The following is a 15,315-nucleotide window of genomic DNA, read 5'->3' as shown; positions in this document are numbered from 1 at the left end:
GAAAAAACAAATGAGCGACATCATACATCTACTGCCCGATTCTATTGCCAACCAGATTGCCGCGGGAGAAGTTATACAGCGTCCTGCCTCTGTGGTAAAAGAACTGGTTGAAAATGCAATAGATGCCGGAGCAGACAGCATACAACTTATCATAAAGGATGCCGGGCGCACTCTTATCCAGGTCATAGACAACGGAAAAGGGATGTCGGCGACTGATGCCCGCATGGCATTTGAAAGGCATGCCACATCGAAAATTAAATCAGCTGACGACCTGTTCAGCCTTCGCACAATGGGTTTCCGTGGCGAAGCGCTGCCGTCTATAGCTGCTATCTCACAGGTGGAACTGCGTACACGCAAGGAAGAAGACGAATTGGGCACGTTACTGCAAATATCAGGTTCCAGAGTAGAATCGCAGGAATGTATCGCCTGTCCTTCCGGCAGTAACTTCTCTGTAAAGAACATATTCTTTAACGTACCTGCACGGCGGAAATTCCTGAAATCGAACGATACCGAACGTAGAAATATACTAACAGAGCTGGAACGCATTGTTCTGGTAAATCCGGAAATAGAATTTTCTTTTGCTGAAAACGATATCGAAGTATTACGTTATCCTGCGGCAAATCTGCGGCAACGGATAGTAAATGTTGTAGGCAAAAACTTCAATCAGCAACTTATATCCATCGATATAGAAACCTCTCTGGTAAAAATTAAAGGATATGTAGGCAAACCCGAAAGCGCAAGAAAAACCCGTGCCCTGCAATACTTCTTCGTAAATGGCAGATATATGCGTCATGCCTACTTCAACAAGGCTATAATAAGCGCATTCGAGCCATTGATACCAACAGGAGAAAACCCGAATTACTTTATTTATTTCGAGGTAGACCCATCAACTATAGATGTAAATATCCACCCTACCAAGACTGAGATCAAGTTTGAAAACGAGCAACCGATCTGGCAGATACTTTTTGCCGCAGTAAAAGAAGCATTGGGTAAATTTAATGAAGTGCCAACAATAGATTTCGACACCGAAGGAGCGATAGATATACCGATCCACGATCCATCGCGAAATGTGAGCCAGCCTCAGGTAAATATAAATCCGTCTTATAATCCTTTTAAAACAACAAGTATAGGGTCTTCCGGTTATAAAAGGCCAAAGTTGGATTGGGAACAATTCTATGAAGGCTTTGAGAATGAGAAAAAAGAAAATGACATATTTGCTGAACCACAACATGATACAAACCTGTTTAATTCGACAGAAGGGAAGCAGGAAAGGATAGACAACAACATAACCGATCTGGTAGTGCATTACCAGTATAAAAACAGATATATACTTACGTCGGTTAAATCGGGACTGATGCTGATAGACCAGCACAGGGCACATATAAGAATATTATTCGACCAATTCCTTTCACAGATCAGGCTGAAAAGAGGAATATCTCAGCGTACGCTCTTTCCGGAGATTATCGAACTATCCCCTTCCGAATCGGCCATGGTTCCTTACCTTATGGACGATCTGGAAGCTATCGGATTCGACCTGAGTAATCTCGGCAACAATTCATATGCGATCAATGGCATACCTTCCGAAATAACCAATCTCGACCCAATACAGGTCATTCATAATATGATAGGGAAAAGTGTAGATACAGGAAGCGATGTAAAAGAAGAAATACAGGAGTCGCTTGCTTTATCGATGGCTCATTCCGCTGCTATTCCCTACGGACACAAATTATCCGACGAAGAAATGAATAAAATAGTAGACCAGTTGTTTGCTTCATCTACTCACAAACACACTCCGGAAGGGAAGACAATCATCTCTGTTCTCGAAGATGATGTGATAGATAAAATGTTCAGATAAATACAACAATATTTTATAAGAAAAGAGGCTGTCCCAAAAGTAAGATTACACTATCAAAGTGTTACTTCCCTTTGTCATTCTGAGTGTAACGAAGAATCCCGACTCTCCGGAAACGAGATGTTTCACTCCGTTCAACATGATAAAGAGATAATAAAAATTATTTTTTAGACAGCTTCTTTTTTCATTCAAACAAAAACGGTTTGGTAATCTCCAATCTCTTTTTTTCCTCTTCAAAAAAGAATTTTTCCTCTCCGAAAGCAGGTTCCAGTTGATTGAACCATGTCGCTTTCGCATCATATTTTGCAAAAAACGGTATATCTACCCATTTGGGATTTCGCCCTTGCAGGAAGCGCAGGACAAATATTTTTTCTCCCCTTACCTCCTGAACGCCCAACACCTGAATCTTTCCTGCATGATCACTCATACTCGGCCCTCTTACCGTACGGCAAAGTCCGCTCACCTTGCGGTAAGCCCTGCGGAAAATCTGCCAGCATTTATCGAGAGGTAATTCAAAGTAATGCTTTGCCCCTGTATCGCGGGCAATGAACATATAGTATGGTATACAACCCAGATCGACCTGTTTGCGCCACATTTCCGACCACAATTCCGATTTGTCATTGATATTCCGCAATAATGGAGATTGGGTTCGTATCTGTGCCCCGGTGTTTCGGATACGTGTAATTGCCTGCCTAACAGCTTCGGTCGATAATTCTCTCGGATGATTGAAATGCGCCTGTACAGAAAGATTCTTACCTGCTGATACAATTTCTTTGAAAAGCCTGATCACATCATCGCTATCCTGATCGGTAAGATATCTGTAAGGCCAGTAAGCCAATGATTTTGTGCCTATACGTATAGAATGAATATGATTAAAATCGGGATGAAGCAATGGTTTGATATAGGTGGCGAGAGTAGAAGCATTCATAACCATCGGATCTCCTCCGGTAAACAAAATATCTGTTACTTCCTTATGATTACGCAGATACTTCAATAGCAGATCGGCCTCTTTCATGGCAAACTTCAGTTCACTCATACCTGAGAATTGAGGCCAACGGAAACAAAACGTACAATAAGCATGGCAGGTTTGCCCCTGACTTGGGAAAAACAGGACTGTTTCGGGATATTTGTGTTGCACTCCACGCAATCGGACCTCTCCCAGATAAGGTACGTTATGCTCCTGTCCGGCAGGATTGGGATTGAGTGATAACCGGATCTGCCTTATTTTTTCATCAACAATTCTTTTATCTGCATTTTCATCCAGCAGTTTTTCAACTGCCGCATAATGTCTTTTCTCCAACATTCCCCGTCTTGGGAAATTCAATGTAAAGATCGGATCAACCTCTGCATTATCCCAGTCTATCAGTTCATCTACTACATAATTATTTGTTTTGAATGGTAATACCCTGCCCACTACGTCTATTTCCTTCTTCATTTCATCCGGTAAAGATGCCATTTGAGGAATAGACAGATAGTTATGCAGTGCATACGTCTTTATCTGTTTGCTCATGCTAAATTAATATGTTTTTTAGTTGATATGTTTTTCTGATGTTTACAATATACAAAAAATGGGGCTAAAAGCCAATTACGCAGGCTTTCTGTATACATTTTTTAAAATATAATAACATTCCCGGACCTTACGCAAATGAAAAACTTGTATATTTGAATATCTAAATTACTTATAAAATATGAGAAATAATAAAGACCTGATGCTGGCAGTACTGATAGATGCCGATAATATACCATACTCGAATATAAAAGGGATGTTGGACGAAATCGCAAAGTTTGGTAATCCTACAATCAAACGTATATACGGGGACTGGACCAAGCCTACCGTATCGGGCTGGAAACAGCCATTACTAGAACATGCGATAACACCTATACAACAATATAGTTATACTACCGGGAAGAATGCGACCGACTCTGCGATGATCATCGATGCGATGGACATACTCCACAGTGATAAAGTTGATGGGTTTTGTCTTGTATCCAGCGACAGCGATTTCACCCGCCTGGCTGTAAGACTGAGGGAATCGGGAATGTTTGTGCTGGGAATCGGCGAAAAGAAAACACCTAATCCGTTTATTGTAGCCTGCGATAAATTCATTTATCTCGAAATACTGGAAGAAGATACAGAGATACCGCAAGACAGTACGGAAAAAGGCAGGGAGAAAGCAAAGAAAACAAAGATAGAGACTATCAACAAGAAACTTATCCAACTGATAAAAGCAACGATCAGGGATATTGCAGACGACGATGGCTGGGCATACCTGGGTGAAGTCGGCAATCTGATAATCAAAAAACGCCCCGATTTCGATCCCCGCATATATGGCTTTCCAAAACTAACGCCTCTCATCAAATCACAAAATAAGGTATTTGAAATCGATGAACGCGAAGTAGATAAAAAGAGCCATACAAAGCTTATTTATGTGAAAGTGAAAGATTGATCTTTCAAATCTACGGATATTTATCTTCCCGGAAAAAGTAATTAGTAGACAGTGGTCAGAAGAAAAAATGAAGAATTAAGAATGAAATGCGTTGTTTACTGATCACTGCTGACTGATATAGTTACTTTTTAGTTAAACAACTCCGGCAGTTATATGGTTATATTGGATAAAGAAAGCTTCAAAAAAGCTGTTTACGACATAGTCAGGCTTATTCCACTTGGACGTGCAACGAGCTACGGAGCTATAGCCAAGGCGGTGGGATATCCGAATATGTCACGTATGGTCGGTGCCATAATGGGCGATTGTTCTGAAGAGAAAATTCCCGCATACAGAGTGGTCAACAGCCAGGGATATCTGAGCGGACGATTTGCTTTTGAAACACCAACCAAGATGCAGGAGCTGCTGGAAGCCGAAAATATTAAAGTAAAAGATAACAAGATCTGTAATTGGAGGAAGGTATACTGGAACCCGCTCCAAGAAATAAAACTGGAATAAACAATATAACTGAATGAGTTTAACTGCCCCATATATTATAAGCATAAACAAACGATTGATCCTATATATATTCTGTTTTTTCATATTTCCTCTCTCGTTAGCAAGCCAGATCCTTACAGAAGACAGCATACCTGTACAACTAGGCAAGAAGACCGAAAAGTCCATTTATACTGATAATTTTAAGACGCACGGCGGATTCTACCGATGGGCATGGGGAAAGCATTACAGTGATCTGTATTACCGGCCTGTCACCGTGAAAACCGCATCGTTAGACAATCTGGCCGGAGGTTTATCCATTGCCGGACAAATACCAAAGCTACATGCCCTCATACTGGAAAACCAACAAAAACAGTTGTACCTGTTGAAACCTCTTGGAGGATCGTCCAGTTTTCTTGAATCTAAATTTTTTCAGGATGTATACGAGCGTGAAGATTTTAAAGGGACATATCTTAATGATTTTATTAGAGAAGCCTATACGGTTGTTCACCCATATATTTTCATAGCTGCCGAACGTCTGGCAAAAGCCGCACAACTGGGAGACTCAGACCCGGCAATCGTATATATTGCCAAAGGGAACGAGTGTGACACCATATCGGATGGAAGCGAGCTAAAAGACAAGCTTGTCGGAATATCACGACTTCCCGATATAAGAGAATCAGGAGTGATTAATGATACAGATACATTACTGGAGATATTACACAAGGATAATTTTGTGAAAATCGATCAGCAAAAGTACATTAAAGCCCGTCTGTTCGATATGCTGATAGGAGACTGGAATAAGGTGTCTGAAAACTGGTATTGGATACCATCGACAGATGGTAATTTTACTATTTACACCCCCCAGTCGCTAGAACGTAGCCATGCTTTCACTAAAGTGGATGGGGTGTTCTTCAAAGAATTACTGAATATGCTTGGAGTAGGCTTTATTACAAATTATGAAGGTAATCTGAAGGATGTAAGAAAATTCAACAAATTATCTTATCCTCTGGATATCGCCATTACTCAAAGCTGTACTGCAGCCGACTGGCAACAGCAGGCAAAAGAGCTAAAGTCACTCTTGGCTGACGATGTTATAGATCTTGCATTCTCTAAATTACCACAAGAGATGCAGAATAAAGAATCAGATTTGATCAGAAAGAACCTGAAGCAGCGAAAAAAGAATCTGGAAAGAATTGCATTGGAATATTATAAATATACACAGAAAACACCAGTGTTGACAGGCTCGGATAAAAGCGAACGGTTTGCGATAGAACAGGACGAGGACAAAAACCTAAGAATCAGAATCTTTGACAAACAGACTAATACCCTGACTTTTGATAAATTGTATATAGAAAAGTATACCGAAGAAATATGGCTTTATGGTCTGGGAGGTGATGATGATTTTGAAGTAGACAAAAAGAAACGGAACATATCCTTATTACTGATTGGAGGAAAGGGTAAAAACGAATATAAGATAGGGCCTGGAAAAAATGTATCGGTATATGAATACAAACCGGAGAAAGATCGATTAAAAGAAGAGGTAAAAGCTGCTAAGTTGGTTATACCAAATGATGAAAGCGCTCTTGACTACGATTACCGGAAATTGAAATACTCCACTGTGTCGGTTACCCCGATAGGATTGTATGACTCCGATCTCGGGCTGAATATAGGAACTTCGGTTTCATATACGTTATATGGATTTCGCAGAGCCCCGTATACCCGGCGCCATCAGGTGAGCTACGATTATACGAACGGATTCACCTATCAGGGGATTTTTCCGAGCTACGACCACAAAAAGAGCCTGCATGTGGCAGCATATTTAGGTAGCCCGGCCTATTTCTCCAACTTCTTTGGCTTTGGGAACAGGACTAGTGGCTATAAAGACGAAGGTAAAAAATACAATCGTGTAAATATTACAAAATATATGCTTGCTCCTGCTTTGTATTATAATATCACAAAAGAACAAACGATTTACACAACGGCATCTTTCGAAGTATATAAGGTAAAAAATCCTTCAGGAAGAGATCGCTTTATTAATACAATATATGAAGATGGGCATTATATATACTCCCCAAACTATTTTATGAACCTGAGCATGACTTATGAGTTGAATAAAGAGTTACCATACTTTCTTTCCTCAGTATCTTTTGCCGTTACAGGTGGATGGAATTTTAATATAGATGAACCCGACAGGAATTATGCTTATACAAAGGCAAAACTGGGGTTGAATTTTAAAATAACCGATCGCATCTCATTTGCTACCCAGTTTAAGGCAACTGCCTTGTCGTCTTCTAAATACGAATTCTATCAGGCGGCGACTACCGAGCTAAGAGGATTTCGTGACAACCGTTTTATCGGACAACAATCATTCTATCAATACTCCGATATCCGTCTCGATATGGGTAAACTCAAAAATCCGCTCACACCGCTGAAATATGGGGTATTCGCAGGAGTCGATCATGGACGGGTCTGGTATGACGGGGAAAGTTCAGAAAGGTGGTATTCTTCTTACGGAGGCGGTTTCTGGCTTACCATATTACGTAAATTCACAGGTAAATTTTCATATTTCGGATCGAGCGATGGTAGCCGCTTTATGTTCCAGTTAGGGATGGGTTTCTAATTCTAAAATAACTTAAACTATAATATTATGATACAGATTAAAACACTAGCCAAAACAAGCCTTGAAAAGATAACAGGCACCTTCAACCTGGCCTTTTCCGATTATTTTGTCCCTATCCATCTTACATTGGAGCAATTGAGTGCAAAGATGAAATCGGACAGGGTAAACCTTGAATATTCAGTCGGAGCTTTTGAAGAAGAGGAGCTTATCGGGTTCATCCTCCACGGAACGGATATTATAGAGGATAAAAAAGTTGCTTACAATGGAGGAACCGGAGTAATTCCTTCAAAAAGAGGAAAGGGACTGACAAAGCAGATGTATGATTTTATCCTCCCAAGATTAAAAGAAGAAGGCATTGACTATCTGACATTGGAAGTTATCTTCAAAAACATCCAGGCAATAAAATCTTACGAAAGAGTCGGATTTAAAATTGCCCGGGAGCTAAAATGTTATAAAGGGCAAACCTCTTTAAGCGGAAAAGCCGACAACGTTACCATTAAAGAATTAGCCGGTTACGACTGGGATATGATGCAATCCTTCTGGGATTTCACTCCTACATGGCAGAATTCGGCTCATGCACTGGATGAACTCAAAAGCATTAATAAATCACTGGGAGCATATATAGACGGGCAGTTAACAGGTTTTATAATCTATAATCCCGGCAACGGAAGAATTCAGCAGATCGCTGTGCACAAAGACTTTCGCAGAAAAAAGATAGCCTCTGCATTAATCGCATCAATAACAAAAGAACCGGGGACTGAATTATCGATCGTTAATATTGATAAAAATTCTGAGCCGCTAAACTCATTTCTCCTGAATATAGGTCTTGAAAATTATATCGACCAACTAGATATGAAGCTTGAACTTTGATTCATATTAATATTAATTTTAATCGAGCAGAATGCAGACGACAGCAGAAAAAGTTTGTGAATTTGATGCCGTGATACAAAAAGTGCCGGATATTGACGGAGCTTATATAGAAATCCCTTTCGATGTAAAAGAAGCTTTCGGCAAAGGGCGTGTTCCCGTCAATGCGACTTTTGATGGAGTCCCTTATCAGGGAAGCATTGTACGAATGGGGACACCAGGACATATTATTGGTATCAGAAAGGAGATACGAAAACAAATAGGGAAGCAGCCCGGCGACATAGTTCATGTAATGATAAAAGAAAGATAAAAGGATTAAAATAATAGGTATTTTAAAAATTGTCTTATTTTTGCGATCGTTCTATTAATATATTTGTTCTAAACCTTTTTTCTTTAAAATGAAGCAAAGCCTAAGTTTAGCAGAATCTAAGCCACACTACGAAATACTCGACGGATTGCGGGGTGTAGCGGCCCTGGTCGTTGTGTTTTTCCATGTATTTGAAATTCATTCGCATGGCGACCATTCAAAACAGATAATAAATCATGGGTACTTAGCCGTCGATTTCTTTTTTATGCTTTCTGGTTATGTTATCAGTTATGCCTACGACGACCGCTGGGGAAAAATGACATTGAAGGATTTCTTTAAACGACGGATCATTCGCCTCCACCCTATGATTATAATCGGATCTCTGATCGGTGCGGCATTATTTTATTTTCAGGCATCACCCGGATTGGGGTGGGCCGGTATTGCCGACGTCCCTGTCTGGAAAATGTTGCTTGTCATGCTGATCGGTTGTACCTTGATTCCTGTCGGCAAAGGCTTAGACATAAGAGGCTGGCACGAAATGCATCCTTTGAACGGTCCCGCGTGGTCTTTGTTTTTCGAATACATAGCTAATATTATATACGCATTAGTTTTGCGCCATCTATCCAAAATCTTACTAGGTGTATTTGTTGCTATTGCTGCCGGAATAACAATACATTATGCGCTGACCAATCCGAACGGTGATATAATCGGCGGATGGTCTATCGACGATCCCACACAACTGCGGATCGGTTTCACACGCCTTGCATTTCCATTTATGGCCGGACTGCTTTTAGCCCGCACAGTGAAACTCCGTTACACGAAAAATGCCTTTCTTACAGCCAGTCTTTTACTGGTAATATTGTTCTCGATACCACGCCTTGGTGGTACGGAAAATCTTTGGATGAATGGATTATACGAATGCTTTTGCCTGATAATCATGTTTCCTGTCATTGTATTGCTGGGTGCAGGAGGAAAGGTAAAAGGAAGAAAAGCATCAAAACTCTGTAAATTTCTTGGGGATATTTCTTATCCTATCTATATCACCCACTATCCGATAGCCTACGTTTACATGGGCTGGGCTACAAATAACGGCTATGGGCTGGAAGATTCATGGATGCAAGGTATTTTAGTAGTATGTGCGTCTGTTCTGGTTGCATATATATCGATGAGATTCTATGACATTCCTGTCAGAGAATGGCTTCGTAAAAGATTTCTGAAATAAAAGAACTAAGATAAATGCAGATGAAATACTTTCAGGTATTGTTGACAAATAATATCTGAAAGTTTTATTCATTCTACCCTTACCATACTGTTATATATTTTAATATTTACCTCTAAAACTGAATCCCTTCTCATTATTAATGATTTTCAACTTTTTGATAATGAATAATACAACCTGTACTTTGACTATTTGATTTTAAAATCATATTTTTGTAATTGAATAGTTTTCTTGATCGAACGGAAGGATCATCAAAAAGAAGAATTATAAAAAATGGTAAGTCACTCTTTGTAAAGTATCTTCCATTATAACCATTGAGACTAACATTTTTCGGCAAAAATTATCGACAAAAAGTGAGTACAAAACAGAGATAAAATCGTATATATAGTAAAACCAAGGTATAATATATTAATATACGACAAAAACATAGCTATTCTCAATACTTTTTCAGTATAGATAAAAGAGGTTAAGCAGGATGGCAGAAAAAGAAGATTAATACTCTGGAAAAGCGGAATCAGTTAACTTATTATATACAGAAACAGAAATCAACCATGAAAAAAGTATTATTTACGTTGTTAATTTTCAGTCTGGCACTCATCAGTTGTACCCAGCAATCAAAGGACGGACAGCCCTCAACAATGATCAAGACTCCGGTGCCTGAACGACCAGCCGGACAGAACGATGTTCTGGAACTAAGAACCGACCCTCTACCGACAGTTCGGGTAGCCTTTATCGGTCTTGGGATGCGAGGTCCTGGTGCTGTGGAACGCATGACACACATCGATGGAGTGGAAATCATTGCCCTGTGTGACGTGGAACAAAAGAACACAGAGAAAGTCAATAAGATGCTTGAAGAAAAGGGATTACCTAAAGCTCAGGAATTTTACGGAGATACTACTGTATGGCGTAAAGTGACAGCTTTACCAAATGTAGACCTTATTTATGTAGCTACTGACTGGAAATCGCACGCAACGATAGGTGTACAAGCCATGAAAGACGGTAAACATGTAGCCATTGAAGTTCCGTCAGCAATGAATATGGATGAAATATGGGCGTTGATCAATACATCGGAACAAACCCGCAAACATTGTATGCAACTCGAAAACTGTGTTTACGACTTCTTTGAACTGACAACTTTAAACATGGTTCAACAAGGCCTGTTAGGTGAAGTCATCCATGGAGAAGGAGCCTATATACACGGTTTACAGCCGTATTGGGATGAGTATTGGAACGACTGGCGTATGGATTATAATAAAAATCACAGAGGAGATGTATATCCTACCCATGGTCTGGGCCCTGTATGTCAAGCTATGAATATTCACCGTGGAGATAAGCTTAATTACCTGGTTTCGGTAGATACTAAAGCTGTAGGTAATCCGGCTTTCCTGAAAGAAAAGAGAGGGGAAGACGTGAAAGACTTCCGCAACGGAGACCACACGTGTACACTTATCAGCACTGAAAAAGGAAATTCTATACTGATCGAGCATAATATCACTTCGCCTCGTCCATATAACCGTATGTATCAGCTTACAGGAACAAAAGGTTTTGCCAATAAATATCCTGTGCAAGGCTACGCGCTGGGAGCCGAAGACCTTGATCCGGAAATGACAAAGAACCATGAAAACCTGACTACACATAGCTTTGTTCCGGACGATGTAAAAAAAGCGTTGATGGAAAAATATAAACATCCTATAGCCAAAGATATTGAAGAAAAAGCGAAACAGGTAGGCGGACATGGAGGGATGGACTTTATCATGGATTACCGCCTGATCTACTGTCTCCAAAAAGGCTTGCCTCTCGACATGGACGTATATGATTTAGCTGAATGGTGCTGCCTGATACCATTGACCGAAATATCCCTTGATAATAATTCTGCTCCGGTTGAAATACCAGACTTTACCCGTGGGGCATGGAATAAACTCGACGGATTGAAATTCGCACAGTAAATCCCATAAACATATAGTAGAAAGCCTGTTTTCAGACAGGCTTTCTGTCAGTTAGTACTGCATGCCCGCAGCATACTTATCAATCAATGTTAACATGAAGACCAAAATAAAGAAACTATTACCTGTAATAATCTCAGCTATTCCCTTTTTCATGACCGTCTCTGCCCAGAATATCCTACCCTACTGGCAGGATGTGAAAGTAATTGGAGTGAACAAAGAAGCTCCACGTACTACTTTTATGAGTTATGGCAACGAACAGGATGCCCGCCAAGCTATAGAGGGTGCCTACACCGATTATACAAAAAGCAAATGGCATATTAACCTGAACGGGACCTGGAAGTTTTATTTCACAGATGCATATAAGAAACTCCCTCAGAACATAACAAATGCTGATATTAATACGGATAGCTGGCATGATATTAAAGTTCCTGGAAATTGGGAATTGCAGGGCTTCGGTGAAGCGTTCTATGTGAATCAGCCATACGAATTTGCCACCTACAATCCGACTCCTCCACTTTTGCCGGAAGAAAATCCGGTAGGCGTTTACCGTCGCGATATAGAAATCCCATCTGACTGGATGGACAGGGATATTTTCCTTCATCTTGCCGGAGCCAAATCGGGCGTATATGTCTACATTAACGGAAAAGAGGTCGGCTATAGCGAAGATTCGAAAGATCCTGCCGAGTTCCTGATAAATCCTTATATACAGGCAGGTAAGAACGTCCTTACCTTAAAAATATTCCGATGGAGTACAGGTTCATGGCTCGAGTGCCAGGACTTTCTCCGGGTGAGTGGGATAGAGCGGGATGTATTCCTCTGGTCGCAACCCAAAACAGCGATAAAAGACTTCAGAGTAGTATCTACTTTGAATGAGACATACAAAGACGGGATATTTAAGTTGGACATAGACCTGAAAAACACGAATGCTACCGATAAGAACCTGACTGTAAAATATGATCTTACTGACACAAAAGGCAATTCTGTTACTTCCGATTCAAAGAGTGTAACGATTAAAGGTAAGAGCCTGGAAACAGCTAATTTCGATTATACAATAGCAAATGTTGCTACATGGACTTCAGAAAATCCAGGTTTGTATAAGTTAGTAATGACTGTGGAAGAAAGCGGAAGAGTTGTTGAAGTGGTTCCATTCAAAGTAGGTTTCCGCCGTATAGAGATAAAAGACAGCGATATTATAGTCAATAAAAAAACTTTGCGGCTTTTCTATGTCAATGGCCAGCCAATAAAACTAAAAGGAACGAATATCCATGAAACATCAGAGGACGGACATTACGTAACCCCAGAGCAGATGCGCCGGAACTTCGAACTGATGAAACTGAATAATATAAACTCGGTTCGTCTGAGCCATTATCCTCAGGACCGTAAATTTTACGAGATGTGTGATGAATACGGCCTCTATGTGTATGATGAAGCTAATATAGAATCGCACGGTATGTATTATACCATTTATCAGGACGATATGCGAAAAGGTGCAGTAGGTCATATCGATGGACGTAAAAGAGGTACACTGGGGCATAACCCGGATTATCTGGAAAGCCATCTTTCCCGTATCCGCAACATGTTTGAAAGGAATAAAAACTATCCGTCTCTGACTATCTGGTCATTGGGCAATGAAGCCGGAAACGGATTCAATTTCTATAATGCATATACCCTGCTAAAGGAACTGGACAAAGACCTGATGGCACGTCCCGTTAATTATGAAAGGGCACTAGAGGAATGGAATACCGACATGATAGTGCCTCAGTATCCATCAGCCAAATCTTTTGAATATTACGGAAAAAACGGACGACGAAACGAAAATATGAATAACCGTCCTTATGTACCTTCCGAATACTCGCATGCCATGGGTAACTCCAGTGGCAATCTCTACGATCAGTGGGTACAGATATACAAATACCCAAATCTTCAGGGAGGTTATATCTGGGAATGGATAGACCATGCCGTGAAATATAAAAAAGATGGTAAGGAAATATGGGCTTATGGTGGGGATTTCGGCAAAGATCAACCTTCGGATGGTAATTTTGTCGCCGATGGCATTGTTAATCCTGACCAGAATCCACATCCTGCTATGGCTGAAGTCAAATATACGCACCAGAATGTAGGATTTGAGGTTGCTGATCCGGATAAGAGACAGTTTAAAATAAAAAACCGTTTTTACTTTACAGATCTGGCCGGTTATACAGTTAAATACCGGATATTGAAAAATGGTAAAAGCATAAAGGAAAGCATATTACCTTTAAATCTGGCTCCACAGGATTCAACGATTGTAACTATTCCTTTACCAGAGTCAAAGACTAAGCCCGGAACAGAATATTTTGTAAACTTTGAAGTAATAAGTAAGAAAGCGGAACACCTTGTTCCCGCCGGACATATAGTCGCTTACGACCAGTTTGAACTGCCTGCAACGGGAGAAAAAGAATTATATAAAAATACAGGCGGCTCCAAACTTGCGATTTCAGACGCTGGAGGCAAGATAAATATCAGTTCGTCCAAAGTAAATTTTGTCTTCGACAAACAGCAGGGTATAGTAACTTCCTACAACGTAAACGGGACGGAATATTTTGCTGACGGATTCGGTATTCAGCCGAACTTCTGGCGGGCACCGGTGGATAATGATTATGGCAATGGTGCACCCAAACGTCTACAGATATGGAAGCAATCCAGCAAAGATTTTAAAGTTTCAAAAGCAGAGACAACCGGCAATCCCGATAATTCAGTAACACTGAGTGTGGCTTACGAACTGGCAGCAGGAAACGATTATATAGTAACATATAAAATCCATCCTTCGGGGGTAGTTAACGCTGCGATAAAGTTCACAGCAGCAACTGCCGAAGAAACAAAAGCGGAACTGACTGCCGAAGCGAAAGAGGCCACGCAGTCTGAAAGTGCCGAAAGGGACAGGATAAGACGCGAGACTTCCAAACTGGAAGTACCACGTATTGGGGTGCGTTTCCGTATACCTGTGGCAATGAACCAAGTGCAGTACTTAGGCCGGGGCCCGGAAGAAAATTATCCTGATCGCCATAAGGGTACTTTAGTCGGATTATATAAAACGTCTGCCGAAGATATGTATTATCCGTATGTTCGTCCACAGGAAAACGGACATCATTTGGACACCCGCTGGGTAGCTCTCAATCAGGCCGGGGGTAAAGGCATTCTTATTGTAGCAGATAAGACAATCGGCTTTAATGCATTGCGTAATTCGGTAGAAGACTTTGACTGCCAGGAATCGAATGCTGATTACCAGTGGCGGAATATGTCACCACAGGAAATTGCTGATAAAGATCCTGAAAAAGCGAAAGATGTGCTTCGCAAACAAACCCATGAATCAGATATTACCCCTCGCAACTTTGTTGAGGTGTGCGTGGATATGAAGCAGATGGGCGTTGCAGGCTACAATAGTTGGGGAGCACGTCCCGAACCGGAATATAGTATTCCTGCAAATAAAGAATATAACTGGGGTTTCACACTGGTACCGATAAATAATACGAATGAAATTTCAGGAAAAACAGAGTATAAATATTAATTATACAGATCTAGGGTTGAATCTGCATTTTTCTTCGGT

Annotated in this window: 10 protein-coding genes; 9 read left to right on the top strand and 1 reads right to left on the bottom strand. The window is 40.6% G+C overall.

The annotated features are described in order from the left end of the window. Positions 1 to 10: 10 nt before the first annotated feature. Positions 11 to 1,855 carry a DNA mismatch repair endonuclease MutL gene (gene mutL, locus GGR21_RS01580; protein WP_183305379.1) on the top strand — a complete coding sequence of 615 codons (1,845 nt, stop codon included), beginning with the start codon at positions 11 to 13 and terminating at the stop codon, positions 1,853 to 1,855. A 181-nt stretch (positions 1,856 to 2,036) separates the two neighbouring features. Here the strand turns inward: mutL and GGR21_RS01575 are convergent, their stop codons facing one another. Further along, positions 2,037 to 3,362, bottom strand: a complete 1,326-nt coding sequence (locus GGR21_RS01575) for a KamA family radical SAM protein (protein ID WP_183305378.1) — start codon at positions 3,360 to 3,362, stop codon at positions 2,037 to 2,039. A gap of 178 nt (positions 3,363 to 3,540) precedes the next feature. On the opposite strand from GGR21_RS01575, the gene GGR21_RS01570 reads away from it, so the two are divergent. From GGR21_RS01570 to GGR21_RS01535, 8 genes are all read left to right on the top strand, one after another. Then, a complete protein-coding gene (locus GGR21_RS01570; protein WP_183305377.1) occupies positions 3,541 to 4,299 on the top strand; it encodes an NYN domain-containing protein in 759 nt (252 codons plus the stop codon). 153 nt (positions 4,300 to 4,452) lie between these two features. Continuing rightward, positions 4,453 to 4,794, top strand: coding sequence for an MGMT family protein (locus tag GGR21_RS01565; RefSeq protein ID WP_183305376.1), 342 nt, complete (start codon positions 4,453 to 4,455; stop codon positions 4,792 to 4,794). A 13-nt stretch (positions 4,795 to 4,807) separates the two neighbouring features. Next, a complete protein-coding gene (locus GGR21_RS01560) occupies positions 4,808 to 7,393 on the top strand; it encodes a BamA/TamA family outer membrane protein (RefSeq protein WP_221232874.1) in 2,586 nt (861 codons plus the stop codon). Between the two features lie 27 nt (positions 7,394 to 7,420). Then, the gene (locus tag GGR21_RS01555) at positions 7,421 to 8,263 is read left to right on the top strand and encodes a GNAT family N-acetyltransferase (RefSeq protein ID WP_221232873.1); all 843 of its coding nucleotides are present in this window, start codon (positions 7,421 to 7,423) and stop codon (positions 8,261 to 8,263) included. A 31-nt stretch (positions 8,264 to 8,294) separates the two neighbouring features. Further along, on the top strand, positions 8,295 to 8,570 hold the full coding sequence (locus GGR21_RS01550) for a DUF1905 domain-containing protein (RefSeq protein WP_183305375.1): 276 nt from the start codon (positions 8,295 to 8,297) through the stop codon (positions 8,568 to 8,570). A gap of 88 nt (positions 8,571 to 8,658) precedes the next feature. Then, a complete protein-coding gene (locus tag GGR21_RS01545) occupies positions 8,659 to 9,789 on the top strand; it encodes an acyltransferase family protein (protein WP_183305374.1) in 1,131 nt (376 codons plus the stop codon). 548 nt (positions 9,790 to 10,337) lie between these two features. Continuing rightward, entirely contained in the window at positions 10,338 to 11,732 is a 1,395-nt protein-coding gene (locus GGR21_RS01540; protein WP_183305373.1) for a Gfo/Idh/MocA family protein, read from the top strand. Between the two features lie 151 nt (positions 11,733 to 11,883). Beyond that, a complete protein-coding gene (locus GGR21_RS01535; protein WP_246347966.1) occupies positions 11,884 to 15,276 on the top strand; it encodes a glycoside hydrolase family 2 TIM barrel-domain containing protein in 3,393 nt (1,130 codons plus the stop codon). The last annotated feature ends 39 nt before the right edge of the window (positions 15,277 to 15,315 follow it).

Origin of the sequence: Dysgonomonas hofstadii (genome assembly GCF_014196915.1) — a bacterium.
Classification (GTDB): Bacteria; Bacteroidota; Bacteroidia; order Bacteroidales; family Dysgonomonadaceae; genus Dysgonomonas; species Dysgonomonas hofstadii.
The sequence above is the reverse complement of the archived record's forward strand: the minus strand, read 5'-3'. Positions and strand labels throughout refer to the sequence as shown.

Excerpts from the sequence above, each read along its gene's own strand:
- mutL (WP_183305379.1), top strand. The coding sequence starts at position 11 with ATGAGCGACATCATACATCTACTGCCCGATTCTATTGCCAACCAGATT.
- GGR21_RS01575 (WP_183305378.1), bottom strand. The coding sequence starts at position 3,362 with ATGAGCAAACAGATAAAGACGTATGCACTGCATAACTATCTGTCTATT.
- GGR21_RS01570 (WP_183305377.1), top strand. The coding sequence starts at position 3,541 with ATGAGAAATAATAAAGACCTGATGCTGGCAGTACTGATAGATGCCGAT.
- GGR21_RS01565 (WP_183305376.1), top strand. The coding sequence starts at position 4,453 with ATGGTTATATTGGATAAAGAAAGCTTCAAAAAAGCTGTTTACGACATA.
- GGR21_RS01560 (WP_221232874.1), top strand. The coding sequence starts at position 4,808 with ATGAGTTTAACTGCCCCATATATTATAAGCATAAACAAACGATTGATC.
- GGR21_RS01555 (WP_221232873.1), top strand. The coding sequence starts at position 7,421 with ATGATACAGATTAAAACACTAGCCAAAACAAGCCTTGAAAAGATAACA.
- GGR21_RS01550 (WP_183305375.1), top strand. The coding sequence starts at position 8,295 with ATGCAGACGACAGCAGAAAAAGTTTGTGAATTTGATGCCGTGATACAA.
- GGR21_RS01545 (WP_183305374.1), top strand. The coding sequence starts at position 8,659 with ATGAAGCAAAGCCTAAGTTTAGCAGAATCTAAGCCACACTACGAAATA.
- GGR21_RS01540 (WP_183305373.1), top strand. The coding sequence starts at position 10,338 with ATGAAAAAAGTATTATTTACGTTGTTAATTTTCAGTCTGGCACTCATC.
- GGR21_RS01535 (WP_246347966.1), top strand. The coding sequence starts at position 11,884 with ATGACCGTCTCTGCCCAGAATATCCTACCCTACTGGCAGGATGTGAAA.